Source organism: Rhodococcus sp. W8901 (assembly GCF_013348805.1).
In the GTDB taxonomy this organism is placed as follows: domain Bacteria; phylum Actinomycetota; class Actinomycetes; order Mycobacteriales; family Mycobacteriaceae; genus Prescottella.
Window position 1 is genome coordinate 1922018 of sequence record NZ_CP054690.1, and the last position, 21402, is coordinate 1943419.

Genomic DNA, 21402 nt, shown 5'->3' on the forward strand with positions numbered 1-21402 from the left:
CGATCAACATCGTGATCACCCCGACCGAGAGTGGTGCCTGACGGTCCGGGTTCCGTCCCGCGCGCAAGTTCGTCTGCCGCCCGCGCAATTGTGCGCGCGGGAGGCCGATTCGCGCGCGGGACGGATGCGGACTATTCGCAGGCGATTCCGTCGTTGTCGCGATCCAGGTGTGGCGCATATCCGGCCTGGCCGCGGTAGATCGGAGTGACACCGGCATTGCGCGCCTCGGTGCAGTTCTTGTAGCCGGCTCGCGGCGCGGGAGCCGGCGCGGGTGCCGGAGCCACGCGCGGACTGGCCTGGGGCGCGGGCGCGGGCGCGGGAGCAGGGGCAGGAGCAGGAGCCGGGGCGGGTGGTGCCGGTGCCGGCACGGGAGCGCCGACGACATGACCTGGAACCGGCGGCAGGACAGGGCGCAGCGCATCGGCGGATCCTGTGGGGATCATATTGGCGACCTCCAGCGGCAGAAAGTCGTGGATGGTGCTGGGGCGCATCGGCGTACCGGGGGGCCGGGGGCAACAACGGCTGCACGGCGTCGGCGATGAACTGCGGCACCACGGAGGCGCCCGGGGCGGGAAGGAAGTCGTGGATCGTTGTTGCCTGCGCCGCCGGTGGTTTCGGTGCGGCCGGTGATGTACGCTCTCGCGGTTCATACGATGTCCGGCAGGGGGCCGGTTATTGGGGGAGTCTCAAGTGGCTGTCATTTCTTCGAAGAGTGTTCTCGTGCGGTCGACTGCCGTCGGCGTAAGCGCAGTGGTGATCGGTGTACTTGCTGGATGTGGTTCGGGAGAAACGAGTTCCGCGTCTGCAACGTCGACCACGGCCACGACCATGGCCGCCACTACGACGACGTCGGTCGTCGCTCCGGCACCCAGTGTTTCCGCGCCACCCGCCGCGGTCGTGACGCCGGAGGTCACACTGTCCACTCCCGTGGCGCCTCCGGCCCCAGCGCCGACACGGGTGCTCATGCCGGACGTGATGTGCATGAACCTGCAGGACGCGCAGGATCTCATTCAGGCGAACGGTGTGTTCTTCTCCCGCAGCGCCGACGCGTCCGGCAAGGGCCGCAAGCAGGTACTCGACGCGAACTGGATCGTCGTCGGTCAGCAGCCGTCCGTGGGAGCGCCCGTCGGCGAGGCGGAGGCCGTGCTGTCCGTCGTGAAGATCGGAGAGCCGAGCCCCTGCTGATCCCAGCTACTGCGGTGCGCCGCTGCTACCGCAGTTCGTCGGGGTCGTCGAACAGCGACGGCTGGACCGGGTCGTCGAACAGTTCCATCTGTTCGGGCGGGCTCCCCGGCTCCGGTTCCGGCACGAATGCCTCGGGAACCGTGTCGGCGCCCGATGTCTCGGGTGCCGTGGCCGGTTCGGCGGGCGGGAAGTGCAGCACGCCGCCGAAATGCGCCGCGAACTCTTCGTCGACGCCGCCGAGGAAGTCCGACAGGTGCTCGACCATGTCGGCGAGGTGCTGCGGGACGAACGGGTCGGCGAGCATGTCGATCATGACGCGCAGCCGATCCTCGAAGAGGGCGAAGCGGAGATACGGCCAGCGCCGATTGAGGTCGGTGATGAGCTCGGATGCTCGTGTGCGGCCACTGATGTCGCGGACCAGGGGCGCCCACAGCTGCACCTCGGGTGTGCTCTCGTTCGCGATGACGAGAGCGAGTGCGGAGCCGAAGCGCAGGACCACGTCACCGTCCGCGTCCAGTTCCGGCGCCTGCCCGTAGATGTCGGTCAGGGTGTGCGCGATCACCTCGCGCAGGTGGGCGGTGTCGCGGGGGCGGATCGACACGTGCCGGTCGAGCGGTGTCCGGATGGGGGTGACGGCCGGATCCGCTGCCGGTTCGGGATCGCCCCCGAGATGGTGCAGGGCAAGGAATGCGGGGTGTGGCACGTCCCAGGTGTCCCGCAGGACCGACACCGCCATCGAGGCCAGCTGATCGGCCCAGCGCGCCGCCTTCTCGACGACGAGCGAGGGTACGTCGCCCATGTCGAGTTCGGGATCCCCGTCGGGCGCGTCGGTGGACGCGGGATGCGTCCATCCCTGAGCCAGCAGTCGGGATTCGTCGGCAGCGGTCAATCGGCGCCGCGGCGGCAGGTGGACATCGGCGGGAAGTTCGCACCGGACGGCCGGGCCGTCGGGTCCGTCGACCGCGTTGAACTGCAGGAACGGCACACGGCCGTCGGCCTCGTCGGTGTCGCAGACCGTCTCGAGGATCACCTGGTCGTCGGACGAGATCGCAGCGATCCGATCGGCGAGCGACGAACGGAACGCAGCCCACGCCCCGGTGACTTCTCGGTCGAAATCACCGGTGGCGAACCTGTCTGCGGACTCGGACACGGGACCCCCTGCTTCACGTCGTACCACCTGGTCCGGGAGTGTCGGCCGGACCTGTGCGGTACTGATACGGTATCGCGTCCGCCGTCGCGGACTGGAACAGGTGACCGGTCTGGAAGGTTCACTGGTGAGAAGCCGCAGTCGGGGCAGGCCGTTCAGTACACCGTCGCCTCGCTCGCGCTACGCCGTGAGGTCACGGTCGACGTGCTGCTGCCGAAGGACCGGTCGGTGCCGCGCCCCACCCTCTACATGCTCGACGGCGCGGGTGCGCGCAACAACACCAGCGGGTGGATGAACAAGAGCCTCGGCGACGCGCCCGCGTTCTTCGAGGACGAGAACGTCAACGTCGTGCTGCTCAACGGCGGTCAAGGCAGCCTGTACACCGACTGGGACCAGGTCGATCCCGAGCTCGGACTGAACAAGTGGGAGTCCTTCATCGCCGAGGAGCTGCCGCCACTGATCGACGCGAAGCTGAACACCGACGGCGTCAACGCGATTGCCGGCAACTCGATGGGCGCACAGTCGGCGATGGTGCTGGCCCACCGGTACCCGGACCTCTACAGCGGTGCCGCGGCCTTCAGCGGGTGCTACTCCACGAGTGATCCCCTCGGCCGTCTCGTGGTCCAGACGACCGTCACGTCACGGAGCGGCGATCCGGCCAACATGTGGACCGACCCGTCAGGTCCGGAATGGCTGTCGCACGACACGGTGCGCAACGCGGAGAAGCTGCGGGGCAAGAAGATCTACCTGTCGGTGGCGACGGGCCTGCCCGGGGCCCACGAGGCAGGCTCCGGCGACGTCCGCCGTCTGCTCCTGGGTGGCGTCATCGAGGTGCCTCCAACGTGTGCACCCGGATTCTCGAGACGCGACTGGACCAGTTGAAGATCCCGGTGACCGTTGACTACGAGGGCACGGGCGTCCACGCCTGGGACTACTGGCGCGACCAGCTGCCCAAGTCGTGGCCGACGCTCCAGCGGGCCCTCGGTCTCGACTGGCTGCCGGATCAGCCGGTGACGGCCTGAACCGACAGTTGGTTCAGGCCCTCGCCGGTGCCGGCGCAGCCCTTGGTCGCGTACGGCACGAAGATCGAGCCGGTGTCGTTCGGCGGGTAGACCCGAAGTCCGGCAACGTCGGTGGGTGAGCAGGTGTCGGCCGGGTAGTTCTCCACGTTGACCGCGCGCACCGCTGCGGTCGCCGTCGCGTTCGGCGTGAGCGTCACGGCGCCGGACGATTCTCCGGAACGTGTTGCCGCGGAACCGACCTGGGCGCCGTCGGCGCCGCCCTGGACGTACGAGACGCCGGGGAAGCCGTCGAGGACGCAGTCGCGACCGCCGACGTTCGTGAAGATCAGCGGCAGTTCGGTGGAGCCGGCCGCGCCCTGCGCCTGGCCGAGGGTCAGCTGCAACTCGCTCACGGCACAACCCTCGGGGTGCGCGGTGGGTGTGAACGTCGAACCAGCCGCCTTGACGGTCGTGGTCGCGGGCACGGCGGCCGCCGCTGCGGTCGTCGTCGCCGACGTGGCAGAGGTGGTGCCCGGCAGCGCCTCCGCCGTACCGTCCTCGTCCTTGCTGCACCCGGCGGTGGCCAGGACCGCCGCGATACCCAGGACTCCGAGGCCGCGGACGAGGGTCGGCTGTCGATTCATGGCTGGTATCTCCTCGAGCGGATCGGCGGCAGGTTCACTGCGAATATTTCACGCGTGGACCTCGCGTGCCGGTCGGCTCGCCGCAGGCCGTGTCGTCACCGCACGCCGGCGATACGTGATCGTCACGTCGGGTAGTGCGGATGTAACAGCAGCTTGCCTAGCGTATTCATCGACGTATACACGGTTGGACCGCCGCTCGCGGTCCACGCGAGAAGGCGGCCGACGATGACGCACCCCTCCACCAGCACCGACAGCAGCACCCCCACCGGCCGCGTGCGCGAGGCCTTCGCGCGCATCGACGAGTGCGGTCGGCAGGAGGTCTGGATCACGCTGCGCTCGGAGTCCGACGCCATGGCCGACGCGGTCGCCGTGGAGCGCAGGCTCGCGGCGGGTGAGGAACTGCCGTTGGCGGGAACGGTGTTCGCCGTCAAGGACAACATCGACGTCGTCGGCCTGCCGACCACGGCGGCCTGCCCCGAGTTCGCCTACGTTCCGCAGGTGTCGTCGCCCGCCGTGACGCGGCTGCAGGCAGCCGGGGCGGTGGTCCTCGGCAAGACCAACCTGGACCAGTTCGCGACGGGACTCGTCGGAACCCGCAGCCCCTACGGTGTCGTGCGGTCGGCGACCCACCCGGACCGCGTGTCGGGCGGGTCGAGTTCGGGGTCGGGAGCGGCGGTGGGACTGGGGCTCGTCGACTTCGCGCTGGGCACGGACACGGCCGGTTCCGGCCGGGTGCCGGCGGCCTTCAACGGTGTCGTGGGCATCAAGCCGACCCTCGGACTCGTCCCGACCCGCGGTGTCGTGCCGGCCTGCGCGGACTTCGACTGCGTCACCGTGCTGGCGCCCACCGTGGGCCTCGCGGGACGCGCGATGTCGATCATGATCGGGCCGGACGCCGACGACCCGCGCAGCCGCGTCCGGCCGTCGGACGTGCCCCTGTCCGCCCCGACGCGGGCGCGCGTCGGGGTGCCGGTCGACGGGCAGTTGGAGACGCTCTCCGACAGCTACCGGTGCAGCTTCGCGGCGGCTGTCGAGCGCGCCGCGGAAGCCGACATGGAGGTCGTGCGGGTCGACATCGCACCGCTGCTCGACGCCGCGACACTGCTGTACGACGGCGCCCTGGTCGCGGAGCGCTTCGATGCGGTGGGCCGGTTCGTCGTCTCCCATCCCGATGCCGCGCTGGACCCGACGGTCGCCTCGATCGTTCGGGCATCGGAATCGAAGCCGGCCCACGAGTTCGTGCGCGACATGGGCACTCTCGCGGCCGCGAAGCATCATGCCGAGCGGCTGTTCGCGGACCTCGACGTCCTGCTGCTGCCCACCGCTACCGAGCACCCCCTGATCGCGGACGTGCTCGCGGAGCCGGTGGAGATCAACAGGCGTCTGGGCACGTTCACGAACTTCTGCAACCTGCTCGACCTGGCGTCCGTCGCCGTGCCCACCCCGGGCGAACCCGGTGAATCGTTCGGGGTGATGACCGTGGCTCCGGCGTTCGGGGATCAGGTGGCGCTGGACGTGGCGGCCCGCATCCAGGGCGTCGAGACGGCGGATCTTGCGCCGGAGGAGGGGATCGGGCTCGCGGTCTTCGGGGCGCACCTGCGTGGTCAGCCGCTGCATCACCAACTGGAGGCGCTGGGGGCGCGGTTCGAACGACCTGTCGCGACCACCGCGGACTATCTGATGGTGCGGCTGGATTCGGTTCCGCCCAAGCCGGGCCTGGTGCACGTGCCCGACGGCTCGGGCCGCTCGCTTCCGGGTGAGCTGTACCGGATCTCGGCGGCCGGGCTCGGTGCCTTCCTGGCGGCCCTGCCCGCCCCGATGGCGCTGACGTCGATGACCCTCGCCGGCGGGACCGTCGCGGTCGGCTTCACCTGCACGCCCGCAGCGGCCGCGGCCGGGGTGGACATCACCGAATTCGGTGGCTGGCGTGCGTTTCTCGGTGGCGTTCCCGCGTGACGATGTGCCGGGGATCCGCAGAGTGACGGTGCCGACGTGACGGACGTGTTACGGGTGCCGCGGCGGGGGCGTTTTCGTTAACACGGCGATCACAGGGGCGACCACCGGGCGTAAACGCGTCGCGAAACAGTGTGGGGGAGCGGATACGGCGCCGTATACCGACTCGGCGCAATACTTTTCGACGTCTCGACCCCCAGGAGAGTTCCATGCCCCTGCACGAGCCGATTCACTGACCCGTCGAAGGGAGTAACGAGATGGCCACTGCCGACGGATCGTCGGGCACGAGCCTGCGCGAGAAGGTGTACGTGGAGTTGCGGGAGCAGATCATGAGCGGGCAAGTTCCCGCGCATGCTCGGCTGGTGGAGGGACGCCTGTGCGAGTCGCTCGGGGTGTCCCGCACACCGTTGCGGGAGGCGCTGGTCCGGTTGCATTCGGACGGCATCGTCACCCGCCGCGAGGACGGCTACTACCCGACGTTCCCCGATCTCGGCAGCATCCGTGATCTGTACGAGCTGCGGATCACCCTGGAACTGCGGGGGATCGCCCGGCACCTCGAGAACGCCGATCTGGAGTTCGACGTGCCGCTGCTCGAAGCGACACGCGCGCAGTGGCGGGACCTGAAGGCAGACCCGCCGGCACCGTCCCGCGACATCGTCCAGCTGGACCAGCAGTTCCACCTCGATCTGTCGACCGCGGCGGGGAATCCGGCGCTGACCCGGGCGCTGGCAGCGGTCAACAGCCAGATCCGGCTCGTGCGCATGCACGACTACCAAACGCCCGAGCGGGTGGAATCGACGATCACCGAGCACCTGGCGATCGTCGAGCAGGTCCTCGACGGCGAATTGGACGGTGCACTCGCCGCGCTGCATGCGCACGTCGGCGAGTCGTTGGACGTGGTCGAGGAGCGTGCGGTGCATGCCGTCACCGCGCACGCCCTGCACGGCTGGCGCTGACAGCCCGGCACGGCCGGCCCGAGACGACCGAACCGCCTCCGCTACGTGACCGAAGTCACGGACAGGAGGCGGTTCGGTGTGTGGGCGTGGAGGCGGTGTTACCGCGATCCGGCGGCGCTCAGCCGGGTCAGTGTGCGTCCGAGAACGGGGCCGTCCGAGCCCAGCTCGTCGAACCGGGACTCGGCGTCGGTGAGCGGCCGCTCGACGGGAGTGAGGGCGCGAGCGAGATCTGCGCGGCGACGCACGGCGGCCAGTATCTGCGCATCCAGGTCGACAATCTCCTGCTCGAGGCGGTCGAGCGAGGCCGCGTCGGCGGTCCGGTGCGATCCAACGGCACGGACGGCGATCGAGTCGGTCTGAACGGACAAATCGTCTCCTCGGGTCTCGGTCGGGCAAGCGCCGATGCGGCGCCGTCTCCTGGTTAGTCGCATCTGCGGCTTGAACGTTACTTCCGGTACGCGACCGATGCATGGCGAGACGGGCGGCGTAGAGTTGCACTGTGCAACATGACGGCGAGGTCGATCAGGTGGCGGCGGTGCACGCCGAACTGGTCCAGTTGGCCCGAGAGCTGGTGGCCGGCGGCCGGGACGCGCAGGGCGGTCCGTCGTTCGCTCAGCACTCGGTCCTCTCGTTCGTCGCGCGGAACCCGGGATGTCGCGCCACCGACATCTCCGATGCGTTCGGTGTCAACCGGTCGACCGTTTCGCGGCAGCTCCGGGGATGTACCGACGGCGGATGGGTTCGGGCCGATTCGGCCCCCGTCCGCTCCGGTCGCCCCCTGTACCTGACTGCCCAGGGCGTCGCGGTGCTCGCGGCCGCCGACCGCCGCCGCTTCGACGACGTCCGCGCGCGCGTGGACGGCTGGTCGCCGACCGAGATCGCCCAGTTCGCCCAGATCCTGCGGCGGTTCCGTGACGGGCCGCTCGCGGCCCTGGAAGTTCCCGAAGTTCCCGAAACTTCCGCGATACCTGTGATTCCCGGTGTCCCCGGTGTCCCTGCAACAGCTGGAGATGACGCACATGCGTGAGTACGGCGCCCCTGCCCGCTTCACCATCGCCGACGACGAGTCCATCGTCCGCACGGTGTTCGAGCACGCGAGACGCAGTCCCGATCGCGTGCTGTTCTCCCGTCCGGTCGAGGACCGGTGGGTGGACGTCACCGCACTCGAATTCGCGGATCTGGTCACCGGGGTGGCGAAGGGTCTGGTGGCGGCGGGGGTCGGACCCGGCGACCGGGTGGCGCTGCTGTCCGCGACGCGGTTCGAGTGGACGCTGTTCGACTTCGCGATCTGGGCGGCAGGCGCTGTCTCGGTGCCGATCTACGACTCGTCGTCGCCGGAACAGATCCGGTGGATCGTCGAGGATTCCGGGGCCGTCCTCGCGATCGTCGAGACCGCCACCCACGCGGCCGGATTCGACGGTGTCATGTCCGGCCCGGGTCGTGTGCTGCAGATCGAGGACCGGGCCGTGGAGAAGCTCGTCGCCGAGGGCGTGCGAATCGACGACGCTGTCGTCGGCGACCGGCTGGCCGGGATCCGAGCGGACGACCTTGCGTCGTTGGTCTACACGTCGGGGACCACGGGGCGGCCGAAGGGGTGCATTCTCACGCACCGGAACTTCCTGTCCGAGGTGCGCGGGATCCTGGTTGCGTCCGTCGGTGACGTGGCCAAGCCCGGCAACCGGATGCTGACCTTCCTTCCGTTGGCTCACGTGCTCGCGCGCGCGGTGTCCCTCGCGATGTTCGAGGCCGGCGGCACCCAGGCACACTGGTCGAACTTCGGCACGGTCGCGGGCCAGTTCCAGCGCTTCCGGCCACACGTGATCCTCGGTGTTCCACGGGTTTTCGAGAAGGTGCGCGACAGCGCCGGCCATGCCGCCGAGACCGGGGGCCGGATTCCGCGGGCGGTGTTCGCCTTCGCGGAGGCCACCGCGATCGCCTACAGCGAATCCCTCGACACGGGTGGCCCGTCCCGGCTCCTGAAGCTGCGACACGCGATCGCCGATCGGCTGGTGTACGCCAAACTTCGTGCCGCGCTGGGCGACCAGTGCTGGTGGGCGATCTCGGGCGGCGGGGCGCTCATGCCGCGGCTGGGCCACTTCTTCCGCGGCGTCGGCGTGCCGATCTACGAGGGCTACGGGCTCACGGAGTCCACTGCCGCGCACTGTGTCAACGTGCCCGACGAGCAGAAGATCGGCACGGTGGGCCGCCCGATGAGCGGAAACTCGGTGCGGATCGCGCCGGACGGCGAGATCGAACTCGGCGGCGGCGTCGTGTTCGCCGGGTACTGGCGCAACGACTCCGCCACGGCGGACACCTTCCACGACGGCTGGCTCCGCACCGGGGACCTCGGCGAACTGGACGACGACGGGTACCTGACGCTCACCGGGCGGAAGAAGGACCTGCTGGTTACCGCCGGAGGAAAGAACGTCTCGCCGGGCCCACTCGAGGATCGCCTGCGTTCGAACGTGCTTGTCTCACAGGCTGTTGTCGTGGGTGACGGTCGACCGTTCATCGGTGTGTTGTTGACCCTCGACCCCGAGCCCTTCGGGAACTGGAAGTCGGCGAACGGAAAGCCGGCATCGGCGACGGTCGCCGATCTCGCCACGGACACCGATCTCCGCGCCGCGCTCCAGGCCGTCATCGACGACGCGAATTCGACGGTCTCCCACGCGGAGGCGATCAAGAGGTTCGAGATCCTGCCGCACGACCTCAGCGAGGAGTCCGGGGAACTGACCGCCACGCTGAAGATCAAGCGGCAGGTGGTGTCCGAGCGTTTCGCCGAGCAGATCGAGTCGATCTACCGGGGGCACTGAGCTCGTCAGCGGCGGCCTCCGGCGTCACCGGCGGCCGCGACCAACGCCGGCAGGCCCACGGCCGCGGTCGTGCGCCACGAGTAGTGCACGTCGTCGCTCAATCCGGTTGCCTCGGGATTGATCTCGACGACCGTCGCGCCGGATCGTGCGGCCCGCAGCGGCAGTTCCGCGGCCGGATACACCACCGCGGACGTGCCCACGACGACCATGAGGTCGCAGTCCTCGACCGCGTCGACCGCGCGTTGCCACGCGTCCTCGGGCAGTGCCTCGCCGAACCACACGACGCCGGGGCGCACCGCCCCGCCGCAGTTTTCGCATGTCGGCGGCGCGAGCGGACCGGTGGGTTCGGCCTCGACGCCGCCGTCGCCGGGGAACGACGAGCCACAGTCGCTGCATCGTGGTGAGAACAGGCTGCCGTGCAGGTGCGCGGCGACCGGACTGCCCGCCCGCTCGTGGAGGTCGTCGACGTTCTGGGTGATCACCGTCATCCCGGTGCGCCCGGCCCACTGGGCGATCGCGCGGTGACCGGCGTGCGGTTGCACACGCCGCGCGAGTCCGGTCCGCCACTGGTACCACGCCCACACCAGGCCGCTGTCGCGGTGCCACGCCTCGGGGGTGGCCAGTTCGGCCGGCTCGAATCGTTCCCACAACCCGGTCTGTGCGTCCCGGAAGGTCGGCACGCCGCTCTCGGCCGACATTCCGGCGCCGCTGAACACCACGACACGACGGGCGGCGCGGGCGGCGCCGACGAGGGCGGGATCTGGCTCGGGTGCGGTCATATCGTCGATTGTGCAGGTCGGTGGACCGCGTGCCGAACCGGACTGGGCCCACCCGGGTGCATCGGGTTGAATTGACCCATGTCTACCTGCGTGCTGCGATGACCGCGCAGTTCCTGCCGCACCCCGGCACCGGCGAACTGTTCACCTCCCCCGTTGCTGCGGGCAGCGGCTGGCCGGGCGATCCGGCGACCCCGGACACCCCGATCGCGCACTCGTGCGCCGACGTCGTCGCCGAGGCCGCCGCCGCAAAGAATCTCGCGGAGTTGGGCGCCCGAATCAGTGTGTGCCGGGCGTGCCCTCGGCTGGTTGACTGGCGCGAGCAGGCCGCCGAGGTCAAGCGCCGCTCGTTCGCGGACCAGCCCTACTGGGGGCGCCCACTGGTCGGTTTCGGTGACGACTTCCCCAAGCTGCTGATCATGGGACTGGCACCGGCCGCCAACGGCGGCAATCGGACCGGGCGGATGTTCACCGGCGATCAGGCGGGGGATTGGTTGTTCCGGGCCCTGCACCGAGCCGGGATCGCGAGCAAGGGCGAGGTCGAGTACGCGGGCGACGGGCAGAAGCTGTTCGGCGCGCGGATGATCTCGGCGGTGCGCTGCGCACCGCCCGACAACAAGCCCAGTGTCGACGAGCGCGACTGCTGCGCGGGCTGGCTCGACGCCGAGCTCGCGCAACTGCTGCCGTGGGTGCGCGCCGTCATCGCGCTCGGCGGTTTCGGCTGGGACGCCACACTGAACGCAGTTCGGCGGGCGGGTGGCACGGTACCGACGCCGAAGCCGAAATTCGGGCACGGTGAGGTCGCCGTCGTCCACAAGGCGGACGGCAAGCCGCTCAACGTGATCGGCTGTTACCACCCGAGTCAGCAGAACACCTTCACCGGCAAACTCACCGAGAAGATGCTCGACGACGTCGTCGCCCGTGGCCAGGACCTTGCCGGACTCGGCTGGGGGTGCGGCGGCTCCGGCCGCTGACCGCTGCATCCGGAACTCGCGAACGTCCTCTCAGTGGGACGAATGCTTGATCCACCTCCCCTCTGCGTGGCTAGGATCACACCCCGTCCGAATGTCGTTGGAGGTCCGAATGAGTCACGTGGTGGCCGAACCCGCCGTCCAGGTCGGGTACGTGGTCGGGGACCTCGACGCGAGCATCGCGCACTGGGTGGGGTCCGTCGGCGTCGGTCCGTGGACCGTGTTTCGCGGCGTGACCCTGCACGGCCGGTACGCGGGTGCGGAGACCGCGGTGACCATGGACGTGGCGATGGGCTACTCGGGCGACATGCAGATCGAGTTGATCCAGCCCACGTCGTCCGGCCCGTCGCCGTACGTCGACGAGTCCGGCTCGCCGTTGGCGGGTCCGCACCACCTCGCGTGGATCACCGAGGACCTGGACGCGTCCCTCGCGGCGGCCCGGGGGAAGGGGCTGGAGGAGCTGTTCGTCGCGGAGGGCGCAGGCACGCGCGTGGCCTATCTGCAGTCGCCCGGGGAGCCGGGCGTCATCTTCGAGTACATCCAGAGTCCCGCGATGCGCCAGATGCTCGCGTACGGGATCGAGCAGGCGCGCACCTGGGACGGCACCGATCCGGTCCGCATTATCGCCTGATCCACGGCACCCCGGACACACAGAGTGGAAACAGAATCCGGCACGGCCGGGAAAGGCTGAACGATGGTCAACTGGAACGAAGAATGCGATGTCCTGGTGGTCGGCTCGGGTGGCGGCGGCGTCACCGGCGCGTACACCGCGGCCCGTGAGGGCCTCGACGTGATCCTGGTCGAGGCAACCGACAAGTTCGGTGGGACCACGGCGTACTCGGGCGGCGGCGGGGTCTGGTTCCCGTGCAACCCGGTGCTCGAGCGCGCGGGCACCGACGACACGATCGAGGATGCGCTCGAGTACTACCACGCGGTGGTCGGTGATCGCACCCCGCGCGAGCTGCAGGACACCTACGTCCGCGGCGGCGCGCCGCTGATCGCGTATCTCGAGCAGGACGAGATCCTGAAGTTCGAGATGCTGCCGTGGCCCGACTACTTCGGCAAGGCGCCCAAGGCGCGCCTCGACGGCCAGCGCCACACAATGCCGAGCCCGCTGCCGATCTCGGAGGTCGGTGACCTGCACGAGCTGGTGCGCGGCCCGCTGGACTTCGACCGTCTCGGTGCGCCCCTGCCCGAGTACCTGATCGGTGGCCGCGCCCTGATCGCCCGCTTCCTCAAGGCGATGGAGAAGTACCCGAACGCGAAGCTGCACCTGAACACCGCGCTCGTCGAGCTGGTGGTCGAGGACGGCGCCGTGGTCGGCGGCATCGTCGAGCGGGACGGCGAGCGGGTCGCGATCCACGCCCGCAAGGGCGTTCTGCTCGCGGCCGGTGGCTTCGAGGGCAACGACGAGATGCGCCAGAAGTACGGCGTTCCCGGTGAGGCCCGCGACACGATGGGGCCGTGGGGCAACCTCGGTAAGGCACACCAGGCCGGCATCGCGGTCGGCGCGGATACCGACCTGATGGGCGAGGCGTGGTGGTCGCCCGGCATGACGCATCCGGACGGGCGGTCGGCGTTCGCGCTGTGGTTCACCGCCGGCATCTTCGTCAACCAGGACGGCCAGCGGTTCGTCAACGAGTCGGCGGCATACGACCGCATCGGCCGCGACATCATCGCCCAGATGGAGGCCGGTCAGGCCACGCTGCCGTACTGGATGATCTACGACGACAAGGACGGCGAGCGTCCTCCGGTGAACGCCACCAACGTCTCGATGGTCGAGACGGAGAAGTACGTCGACGCCGGTCTGTGGCACACCGCCGACACCCTCGAGGAGCTGGCGGCGAAGATCGGTGTCCCGGCCGAGAACCTGGTCGCGACCGTCGAGCGGTTCAACTCGTTCGTCGGCACCGGCGTCGATCCCGACTTCGGTCGCGGCGACGAGGCCTACGATCGCGCGTTCTCCGGTGGTGAGCCGCCACTCGTCACGATCGAGCAGGGTCCGTTCCACGCGGCCGCGTTCGGCATCTCCGACCTCGGCACCAAGGGCGGCCTGCGCACCGACACCGCGGCGCGGGTGCTCGACACGTCGGGCAAGCCCATCGCGGGCCTGTACGCGGCGGGCAACACGATGGCGGCGCCGAGCGGCACCGTCTACCCCGGCGGCGGCAACCCGATCGGCACCAGCATGCTGTTCAGCCATCTCGCGGCGATGGACATGGCCGGTAAGTAGTCGGTCCAGCTACTACTGCGCCCCCGCTGCCGGTTCACCGGCAGCGGGGGCGCAGTAGTTCTCGCGAAAGGCTAGTTGTTCGTGACCGCGAACCCCTTGCCGACCGGGTTGGACTGCGTGGCGATGCCGTCGAGCACCGCGGAGAAGTCCACGAACTCGAACGGCCCCCGGGTCATCCCCACCAGCTGCGTGTCGTTGACGAACGCGGGGCCGCCGGAGTCTCCGCCGTTGGCGGTGACGAACGAGTTGATCCGGGACGCGGCCTGTCCGTAGATCGGTCCACAGGTGACGCCGGTCCGTACTCCGGCCTTGCACAGCTCGCCGTCCGGATTGGACGGCCCGATGCTGTCGATCCGCACCTCTGGTCCGTTCGAGGACAGGACCGCGTCCGGGTTGAGCTTGATCACCACGAAGTCGATGCTCGGATCACGGTATGCGATGGTTCCGATCGGATCTCCGGTCCCGGTCGACAGGAACCGGTAAACCGTTGCACCGTCCGGAAATTCAGTTGCTCCGCCCGCGACCGCGGAGACGCAGTGCCCCGCGGAGATCGCGATCTTGTTGCCGAGACTGTCGGTGCCGACGACTCCGAGGGTGCAGTACTCCTGGTTCTGCAGCGGGTTCGACGGGCCGGCATCGGGCTTCGCCGTCCAGGCGATGCCGTTGGAGATCGTTCCCGTTGCCGCCGATGCGGCAGGGGCGAGGGCCAGTGCCGGCACCAGGGCGGCGAATGCGGCGAGCGTGGCCAGCAGGACTCGTTTCGTCATCTTCTCTTCCTGTCGGATGACCATCCGGAGACGAGGTCGGGTACTGGTGAGGCAGCGAAGAACGCGCCTTCGGTCGGGTGTCGGAGGGCGCGGAGCAGGCTCGGAGCAGGCTCGGAGCAGACTCCGAGCGTCGACCGGCCCGGTATCTCTACGTGGTGGTGGCGCTGGTGCCGAATGGCCTCTCCGGTAACGCCGTAACAGAAGGATAACGAGGATGTCTCGATCCGTCGAGTGTTATCCGTTGTTCGTCTCTATCGGGTCTCAACCGACCGGTTGGCTTGGGCGGTAGTAACTTTCGGGATCGCGACGTGGAGACCGGCCGGTACTGCGCTCAGTCGGCGGTCTCCTGTTCCGCCAGCGCCCGGCGGGACTCTTCGTGCAGGATCTCGATGAGGTCGTGCTCGATCGCGGCGAACTCGGGCGACGTCATCACCGACAGTTCCCGGGGCCGCGGCAGATCGACGACGACCTCGCGGCGGACCGTCGCGGGCCGGGCCGAGAGCACGATCACCCGGTCGGACAGGAACACCGCCTCGCGGATGTCGTGGGTGATCATCAGCACCGTCCAGCGATAGCGCTGCCAGACGTCCTGCAGCCACGTCTGCATCTCGGTGCGGGTGAGGGAGTCGAGGGCGCCGAACGGCTCGTCGAGGAGCAGCACCTCGCGGTCCTGGACCACGGTCCGCAGCAACGCGGCCCGCTGGCGCATGCCGCCCGACAGTTGGTGCGGGCGCGCATCCTCGAACCCGGCCAGGCCGAACACGGGGAACAGCTCGGCCGCGCGCGCCCGCGCCTGCTTCCGGGGCATCCGCTGGACCTCGAGGCCCAGGGTGGTGTTGTCGATCACCGAGCGCCACGGGAACAGCAGATCCCTCTGCGGCATGTGGGCGCACGTCGGCGCTGCCACGGTCCCGGAGTCCGGGGGCTCGAGGCCCGCGACGATCGAGAACACGGTGCTCTTGCCGCACCCGCTGGGACCGATCACCGACACGAATTCGCCGGGACGGACCGCGAACTCGATGCCGTCGAGGACGCGGCGTGTGCCGAACGACTTGGTGACGTCCGACAGTTCGACGATCGGCCGCTCAGCCACGACGCGACTCCTGGGACCAGCTCGGCTGTGCGATCCACGGCGCCACGACACGTTCGATCGCGAACGTGCACAGGTACAGCGCGACGCTGATCGCCGCCGTCACCAGGACGGCGGCGAGCACCAGGTCGGTGCGGAACGAGTTCTTCTGGATGCTCATGTAGATGCCCAGACCGGAAGTGGCGCCGACGTATTCGGCGAACACCGCACCCACCACGGCGTAGGTGACGCCGATGCGCAGCGCCGTGAAGAACCGGGGGAGGGCGGACGGTAGCCGCACGTAGCGGAACTGCTGCCACCGGGAGGCACCCATGCTGCGCAGCAGCGCACCGGCCTCCCGGTCGGTCGAGGCGAACCCCTCGATCAACCCGATCGCCATGGGAAAGAACGTGGCCAGCGCGATCACCAGGATCTTCGGCAGCAGGCCGAACCCGAACCAGATGATCATCAGAGGCGCGATCGCGATGATCGGGAGGGTCTGCGAGATCACGAACAGGGGAACGAAAGCCCTGCGCAGCCACGGCGAGAAGTCGACGACGATCGCGAGCGCCCACGCCACCGCGAGGGACACCGCGAACCCGACGAGCGTCACCTGCAGCGTGGACCACGCGTGGACGGCGATGTCGTCGCGGTGCGCCCAGCCCTGTTCGAGGACCCGCGCCGGTGACGGCAGCACCTGCGGGCGGATCCCGCTCGCCGCGACATAGGCCTGCCATGCCGCGACGAGCGCGATCACCACGACGATCGCCGGCAGTAGCCGGCGCACCGCACCGTACATCGTGTGCGCTCCGTGACGGCGCCCATCGAGCGCTCCGCGCTTACGGCGCTGCGAGGTACTCATCGGTGAAGTACGTCGACCAGTCCGGCTCGGTGGTGAGTGGCTTGCCGTCGGGGCCTGCGAGCAGACCGTGCTCGAACAGGAAGCGGGAGTACCCCGACCACTGCTCGAGCGTCTGCGTGCCGACGCGCCCCGATGCGTCCTTCATGTAGTTGGCGGCCAGCATCCGCTGGCTCTCGAACACCAACTCCTCGTCGCTGAACACGCCCGGATTCGCGGCGATCAGTGCCTTGGCGCCACGGTCCGGATCGTCGGCGGCCACCTGGTAGCCGCGCTGCAGCGCCTGCACGAACTTGCGGGCCTGCTCGGGATGTGCGGCCAGCCACTCCTCGTTCCCGTTCACCACGATCGCGTACGCGTCCGGGAAGCCGTAGTCGGTGTAGTGGAAGTAGCGCATCGGGGTGCCGCGGCGGGCGGCCTCGACGCCCTCCCACGCGAAGTACGACACCGTGAAGTCGGCCTGCCCGCCGTACACCGCCTCGTACGCCGATGTTCCCAGCACGACCGTCTCGAAATCACCTGTTCCGCCGTCGTTTCGAATGACCTGACGGAGGATCTCGCGTTCGCCGGGGTCGCCGAACCCGGCGTAGGTCTTCCCGTCGAGGTCCTTCGGGCCGGCGAGATCGGCGCGGTCCGCCTTCACGCCGATGCCCGTCGCCCAGTGCTGCAACGGCGCCAGCACGGAGACGGTCTGCGCGCCCGCGGCACGCGAGAACGTCGCAGAATCCTGGAAGCTGGAACCGAATTCGGCGTTGCCCGAGTCGACGAGCGTGTCGGGGGACGTGTTGTTGTACGGCAGCACCTGGACGTCGAGTCCCGCGTCCGCGAAGAACCCCTCCTGCAACGCGACGTACAACCCGGTGTGGTTGGTGTTCGGTGTCCAGTCGAGGGCGAAGCGGATGGTGTCTCCGGAGTCGTCGCTGCCGCACCCGGTGAGGACGCTCAGTGCCGACGCGACGATCGCGGACGTCGCGAGGACCCTGCGCAGCCGGGACATCGACGTCACGACGCGGGCCAGGGCTGCGGGTTCAGGGCGGTGTCCCAGAACATGAACTCGTAGCGCGTGGCGATCACGAACGCGCGCGCCATCGCCTCCCGCTGCGCGGACGTCGTTGCCGCTGCCGCGACGTCGACCAGTCGGCGCGCGGTCTCGACGGACTCCTGGAACTCGGGGGCGTCGTACGTGGTGACCCACTGGGCGTACGGATGCGACGGGTCCGCCGCCAGCACCTCCGCGGCGCTCGCGGCGAGCTTGCGGCCCACCTCGCCGTAGATCCAGAAGCACGGCAACACCGCGGCGGCGGCCACGGCATACGACTCGGTGGCGGCGGTGGCCGTCAGGTACGACACATACCCGAGGCAGGCCTGCGAGTGTTCCGGCGTGGAGTCGCTCGCGGGCAGGACGCCGCCGGCGAGCAGGCTCTCGTGGAGTTCGGTCTCGACCACCGCGGCCGTCGACGCCGATGTGGCCCAGAACGCCGCGGTGTGCGGATCGGGGGACTTGGCGGCGAGCAGCGCGAGTGCCTTCGCGTACTCGGCCAGGTAGAGAGCGTCCTGTTCGACGTACGTGCGGAACACGTCGAGCGGCAGTGTGCCGTCGCCGAGACGACGCAGGAACTCCATGTCGTCGATCGCGCCGCGCAGGACCGCGGTGCGATCCCACAGGTGATCGGTGAAGCGCGCGTCGGCCGGTGCGGCGTCGTCGCTGGTGTGGACAGATTTGTCGTGGACAGGCGTGGTCATCGCCGTGACATCCCTTCGTCAGCATTACCTGATGCAGGTTCCCGGGTGTGATCTCAGCCCCGCCCGTGCGGAGCACCCCGTGTCAATGAACGAGCCGACCTTAGCACCGCCGGATTGGTACGTTGGCAGTCGGCTGTCAGCCTCGGTCGGCTGGCGGTCGAAGGTGAGGAGGGCCGCGTGATGGAAGCCGTGGAGATCGTCGAGACACAGGCACCCGACACACTCGTGGTGGAGACGCCGCTCGGTCCGATACGCGGATATGCCGACGGCTCGGTTTTCTCGTGGAAGGGGATTCCGTATTCGGCGCCGCCGACCGGTGAGCGCCGCTTCCGGCGCCCGAGTGCGCCGCAGCCGTGGACCGAGATCCGCGACGGCAGGGTGTTCGGTCCCATGGCGCCGCAGGGCCACGACACGTCGGTGCCGATCGACCCGGACCTGCGGATCGACGAGGACTGCCTGACCGTCAACGTGTGGGCGCCGCGGCCGGATGGGACGCCGCGGCCGGTGATGGTGTGGATCCACGGCGGCGCGTACTGCCTGGGGTCGTCGGCCCAGCCCATCTACGACGGCCGCCTGCTCGCCGAGCGTGGCGACGTCGTCCTGGTGACCTTCAACTACCGGTTGGGCACTCTCGGCTTCCTGGATCTGTCGTCGTTCACCACTCCCGAGCGGACGTTCGAGTCGAACCTGGGTCTCCGCGACCAGATTGCTGCCCTCGAGTGGGTGCGCGACAACATCCAGGCCTTCGGGGGTGACCCCGGTGAGGTGACGTTGTTCGGCGAGTCCTCCGGTGGCGGTTCGATCACGACACTGATGACGGTGCCCCGCGCGGAAGGCCTGTTCCACCGCGCGATCGCGCAGAGCCCGCCGTCGACGTCGGTGTACGGCGCGGAGCGGGCCGCGTCCGTCGCGGCACGGTTCCTCGAGATCCTCGATCTGCCGGCGGAACGGGTCGCCGAGCTCTGCGACATGCCGTTCGAACGCTTGGTGAAGGCGGGCGACCTCCTCGTCAACGAGGTGCCGACGAAGGTGCCGGGCACGCTGGCGATGGCGCCGGTCGTGGACCGCGACCTGGTCCCGCACTACCCGGTCGCCGCCTTCCAGAAGGGGTACTCGCACCGGATCCCGCTCATCATCGGCTCCAACAAGGACGAGGCGTCGATCTTCAAGTTCATGCGCTCACCGCTGCTGCCGGTCAGCGCCGAGGCGGTCCAGCAGATGTTCGCCGGACTCGCGCAGGACAATCCGGGCCTGTCGGCGCTGCGGCTCGCCGAGATCGTCGCCGCCTACCCGGACGGCGCGAAACCGCGGGGCGCCCTGGCAATCTCACGGGACGCGGCGTTCCGGATGCCCGCGCTGTGGGTCGCCGACGCGCACAGCCGCCACTCGCCCACGTGGGTCTACCGGTTCGATCACGCCGCTCCGATGCTCAAGGCGGCCCGCGTGGGCGCCGGGCACGCCACCGAATTGCCCTACGTGTTCGGCAATTTCGGGACACTCAACCCGGACCCGACCTTCTGGCTCGGCGGCCGCAAGACGGCGCTCGAGGTGGCGGGGCGGGTGCAGCGACGCTGGTTGGCCTTCGCGCGCCACGCGGTGCCGGCGGCCCTCGACGGTTCCAAGCACTGGGCGCCGTACATCGAGGAGACCCGATCCACCCTGCTGATCGACAGCCACGACAGCCTGGTGGCGGATCCCGACCACGCGATGCGCATCGCGTGGGGTGACGAGGTGATGGGGTTCAGCTAGTCGGGCTGGGTCACGCCTTCTTGACGACGCTCGACTTGAGCTGCATGGGGCCGATCCCGTCGACCTTGCAGTCGATGTCGTGGTCGCCGACGCCCTGGACCAGTCGGATGTTGCGGACCTTCGTGCCGGCCTTGATACCGGTGGGGCTGCCCTTGACCTTGAGGCTCTTGATCACCGTGACGGTGTCACCGTCGGCGAGGACGTTGCCGACGGAGTCCCGGACAACCCCGTCCGCGACGTCGTCCGATCCACCGTCGGAGGGGGTCCATTCGTGTGCGCACTCCGGGCAGATCAGGAGGGCGCCCATCTCGTAGGTGTACTCACACGAGCAGTTGGGGCAGGGCGGCAGGGGAGTGTCCACGTCGCGATCGTAGTGGGTGGGAGCGGATCAGCGGTGGTCTGGTTCGACGTCCGACAGGAAGCAGGCCGGGGTCGCCCGGGCTACGAACTCGTCGGCTGCGCGAGCATCCTGCCGAGCTTGCGCAGCTGCGATGTTGCGCCCCCGAGTGCGAACTCCGCCCGCTTGGCCGCGACGAAGTACCGATGAACTGGGTAGTCGAGAAAGATCCCGATGCTCGCGTGCACGTGAACCACAGTGTGAGCGAGGCGATGGCCAGCCTCCGCAGCCCAGAACTTGGCAGCGGCGATTTCGGCGTCTGCGGACAACTCCTCGGATTCGCGCCACGCTGCCTGCCACAGTGTCATCCGAATCGCCTCGACATCGATGTAGGCATCCGCCAGCCTCTGCCGGACGGCCTGGAACGAGCCGATCGGCTTGTCGAACTGCTTTCGGGTACAGGCGTAGTCGCTCGTCAGCTCCAGTGCCTGTTCGACGACACCGAGCTGGTAGGCGCATGTGGCGATGGTCGCGCGTCGGTGTGCCCACTGTGCGCCGCCGTCGCCCGGTGTACCGATGACAGCCGTGTGGTCGACAGTCACATCCTCCATTTCGAGCAGGGCGGCATCGGTGCCGTCGACCACGTGCTGCGCGCTGACCCGGACTCCGTCGATGTCGTGATCGACGACCACCAACATCGAGCCGTCTTCGGTGGTTGCCTCAACCAGAAAGGCATCGGCGAATGAACCTGAAGGAACAACGCTTCGTGATCCTCTCAGACACCAGCCGGCAGCCTTCTTCTCGGCGACGAACCTGTCATCCTCGGTGGCCAATGCCGGCGCGATGACCACGCTGCCGTCCGCGACCGCGCCTACCCACCGCTGGACTTGGGCGCTGTCACCGAACTGTGCGATTGCGGACGCCGCGACCGCGACGCTGGACAAGTATGGAACCGCAGCGACCGCCCGGCCGATCTCGATCAGTATCGAGCACTGTTCTAGCAGCCCGAATCCACCACCGACCGGAGCGGGTAGTGCTGCATCGAGCAACCCGGCCCGCATCATCGCCTGCCACAGTGGCCGGTCGAAACTGTTGCGGTCGACGGCACTTGTGGTGGCCGAACTCGTCAGCAGGTCACGAGTCAGACGCGACAGGTCGTTCTGCGCTTCGGTGAGACTGAAGTCCATGGATATCACACT

The 21402-nt window shown here is 69.0% G+C and carries 23 protein-coding genes and 1 riboswitch; of the genes, 11 read left to right on the plus strand and 12 right to left on the minus strand.

The annotated features are described in order from the left end of the window. Positions 1 to 131: 131 nt before the first annotated feature. A complete protein-coding gene (locus HUN07_RS09185) occupies positions 132 to 491 on the minus strand; it encodes an excalibur calcium-binding domain-containing protein (protein ID WP_174909247.1) in 360 nt (119 codons plus the stop codon). A 337-nt stretch (positions 492 to 828) separates the two neighbouring features. Here HUN07_RS09185 and HUN07_RS26905 point away from each other — a divergent pair, with 337 nt between their 5' ends. Beyond that, a complete protein-coding gene (locus tag HUN07_RS26905; protein WP_254622866.1) occupies positions 829 to 1185 on the plus strand; it encodes a hypothetical protein in 357 nt (118 codons plus the stop codon). 25 nt (positions 1186 to 1210) lie between these two features. Here HUN07_RS26905 and HUN07_RS09195 read toward each other — a convergent pair whose 3' ends face one another. After that, on the minus strand, positions 1211 to 2335 hold the full coding sequence (locus HUN07_RS09195; protein ID WP_174909249.1) for a T3SS (YopN, CesT) and YbjN peptide-binding chaperone 1: 1125 nt from the start codon (positions 2333 to 2335) through the stop codon (positions 1211 to 1213). A 201-nt stretch (positions 2336 to 2536) separates the two neighbouring features. On the opposite strand from HUN07_RS09195, the gene HUN07_RS09200 reads away from it, so the two are divergent. Together HUN07_RS09200 and HUN07_RS27405 are read left to right on the plus strand one after the other, a co-directional pair. Then, positions 2537 to 3214: an alpha/beta hydrolase gene (locus HUN07_RS09200; RefSeq protein WP_368077039.1), complete on the plus strand. Its 678-nt coding sequence runs from the start codon at positions 2537 to 2539 to the stop codon at positions 3212 to 3214. Positions 3215 to 3222: 8 nt separating this feature from the next. Then, positions 3223 to 3354 carry a hypothetical protein gene (locus HUN07_RS27405; protein WP_368077040.1) on the plus strand — a complete coding sequence of 44 codons (132 nt, stop codon included), beginning with the start codon at positions 3223 to 3225 and terminating at the stop codon, positions 3352 to 3354. Here HUN07_RS27405 and HUN07_RS09205 read toward each other — a convergent pair. After that, on the minus strand, positions 3336 to 3977 hold the full coding sequence (locus HUN07_RS09205) for a DUF4232 domain-containing protein (RefSeq protein ID WP_174909251.1): 642 nt from the start codon (positions 3975 to 3977) through the stop codon (positions 3336 to 3338). The two genes, HUN07_RS27405 and HUN07_RS09205, sit on opposite strands and share 19 nt — an antisense overlap. A gap of 225 nt (positions 3978 to 4202) precedes the next feature. On the opposite strand from HUN07_RS09205, the gene atzF reads away from it, so the two are divergent. Next, positions 4203 to 5933 (plus strand): allophanate hydrolase, encoded by a 1731-nt coding sequence (gene atzF / locus HUN07_RS09210; RefSeq protein WP_174909253.1) that lies wholly within the window; start codon positions 4203 to 4205, stop codon positions 5931 to 5933. Positions 5934 to 6187: 254 nt separating this feature from the next. Continuing rightward, positions 6188 to 6886, plus strand: coding sequence for a GntR family transcriptional regulator (locus HUN07_RS09215; RefSeq protein WP_174909255.1), 699 nt, complete (start codon positions 6188 to 6190; stop codon positions 6884 to 6886). Positions 6887 to 6984: 98 nt separating this feature from the next. On the opposite strand, the gene HUN07_RS09220 is transcribed toward HUN07_RS09215, so the two are convergent. Further along, positions 6985 to 7254, minus strand: coding sequence for a chorismate mutase (locus tag HUN07_RS09220; RefSeq protein ID WP_114724280.1), 270 nt, complete (start codon positions 7252 to 7254; stop codon positions 6985 to 6987). A 131-nt stretch (positions 7255 to 7385) separates the two neighbouring features. Here HUN07_RS09220 and HUN07_RS09225 point away from each other — a divergent pair, with 131 nt between their 5' ends. Next, a complete protein-coding gene (locus HUN07_RS09225; RefSeq protein WP_174909257.1) occupies positions 7386 to 7913 on the plus strand; it encodes a MarR family winged helix-turn-helix transcriptional regulator in 528 nt (175 codons plus the stop codon). After that, entirely contained in the window at positions 7906 to 9699 is a 1794-nt protein-coding gene (locus tag HUN07_RS09230) for an AMP-dependent synthetase/ligase (protein ID WP_174914564.1), read from the plus strand. Before HUN07_RS09225 ends, HUN07_RS09230 begins: the two co-directional genes overlap by 8 nt. 5 nt (positions 9700 to 9704) lie before the next feature. Here the strand turns inward: HUN07_RS09230 and HUN07_RS09235 are convergent, their stop codons facing one another. Further along, a complete protein-coding gene (locus tag HUN07_RS09235) occupies positions 9705 to 10478 on the minus strand; it encodes an SIR2 family NAD-dependent protein deacylase (protein ID WP_174909259.1) in 774 nt (257 codons plus the stop codon). Positions 10479 to 10576: 98 nt separating this feature from the next. On the opposite strand from HUN07_RS09235, the gene HUN07_RS09240 reads away from it, so the two are divergent. The 3 genes from HUN07_RS09240 to HUN07_RS09250 all read left to right on the plus strand — a co-directional run bounded on the left by HUN07_RS09240 (position 10577) and on the right by HUN07_RS09250 (position 13679). Then, on the plus strand, positions 10577 to 11449 hold the full coding sequence (locus tag HUN07_RS09240) for a uracil-DNA glycosylase (RefSeq protein ID WP_174914566.1): 873 nt from the start codon (positions 10577 to 10579) through the stop codon (positions 11447 to 11449). A gap of 109 nt (positions 11450 to 11558) precedes the next feature. Beyond that, positions 11559 to 12077 carry a VOC family protein gene (locus tag HUN07_RS09245; RefSeq protein ID WP_254622867.1) on the plus strand — a complete coding sequence of 173 codons (519 nt, stop codon included), beginning with the start codon at positions 11559 to 11561 and terminating at the stop codon, positions 12075 to 12077. A 63-nt stretch (positions 12078 to 12140) separates the two neighbouring features. Continuing rightward, positions 12141 to 13679 carry an FAD-binding protein gene (locus HUN07_RS09250; protein ID WP_174909263.1) on the plus strand — a complete coding sequence of 513 codons (1539 nt, stop codon included), beginning with the start codon at positions 12141 to 12143 and terminating at the stop codon, positions 13677 to 13679. 71 nt (positions 13680 to 13750) lie between these two features. Here HUN07_RS09250 and HUN07_RS09255 read toward each other — a convergent pair whose 3' ends face one another. From HUN07_RS09255 to HUN07_RS09275, 5 genes are all read right to left on the minus strand, one after another. Continuing rightward, a complete protein-coding gene (locus HUN07_RS09255; protein WP_174909265.1) occupies positions 13751 to 14446 on the minus strand; it encodes a hypothetical protein in 696 nt (231 codons plus the stop codon). A gap of 331 nt (positions 14447 to 14777) precedes the next feature. After that, positions 14778 to 15539 (minus strand): ABC transporter ATP-binding protein, encoded by a 762-nt coding sequence (locus HUN07_RS09260; RefSeq protein ID WP_114724285.1) that lies wholly within the window; start codon positions 15537 to 15539, stop codon positions 14778 to 14780. Then, positions 15532 to 16314, minus strand: a complete 783-nt coding sequence (locus HUN07_RS09265; RefSeq protein WP_174914568.1) for an ABC transporter permease — start codon at positions 16312 to 16314, stop codon at positions 15532 to 15534. Before HUN07_RS09265 ends, HUN07_RS09260 begins: the two co-directional genes overlap by 8 nt. A 40-nt stretch (positions 16315 to 16354) precedes the next feature. Further along, complete coding sequence (locus HUN07_RS09270; protein ID WP_441346804.1) at positions 16355 to 17380, minus strand: ABC transporter substrate-binding protein; 1026 nt, start codon at positions 17378 to 17380, stop codon at positions 16355 to 16357. Further along, entirely contained in the window at positions 17377 to 18117 is a 741-nt protein-coding gene (locus HUN07_RS09275; protein ID WP_114724318.1) for a TenA family protein, read from the minus strand. The genes HUN07_RS09270 and HUN07_RS09275 overlap by 4 nt, the downstream gene beginning before the upstream one ends. Further along, positions 18111 to 18207: riboswitch (TPP riboswitch) on the minus strand. (Overlaps the previous gene by 7 nt.) A gap of 90 nt (positions 18208 to 18297) precedes the next feature. On the opposite strand from HUN07_RS09275, the gene HUN07_RS09280 reads away from it, so the two are divergent. Continuing rightward, positions 18298 to 19866 (plus strand): carboxylesterase/lipase family protein, encoded by a 1569-nt coding sequence (locus tag HUN07_RS09280; protein WP_174914572.1) that lies wholly within the window; start codon positions 18298 to 18300, stop codon positions 19864 to 19866. A 10-nt stretch (positions 19867 to 19876) separates the two neighbouring features. On the opposite strand, the gene HUN07_RS09285 is transcribed toward HUN07_RS09280, so the two are convergent. Both HUN07_RS09285 and HUN07_RS09290 read right to left on the minus strand, forming a co-directional pair. Then, complete coding sequence (locus tag HUN07_RS09285; RefSeq protein ID WP_174909267.1) at positions 19877 to 20227, minus strand: zinc ribbon domain-containing protein YjdM; 351 nt, start codon at positions 20225 to 20227, stop codon at positions 19877 to 19879. An 80-nt stretch (positions 20228 to 20307) separates the two neighbouring features. Beyond that, on the minus strand, positions 20308 to 21390 hold the full coding sequence (locus tag HUN07_RS09290; protein WP_174909268.1) for an acyl-CoA dehydrogenase family protein: 1083 nt from the start codon (positions 21388 to 21390) through the stop codon (positions 20308 to 20310). Positions 21391 to 21402: the final 12 nt, after the last annotated feature.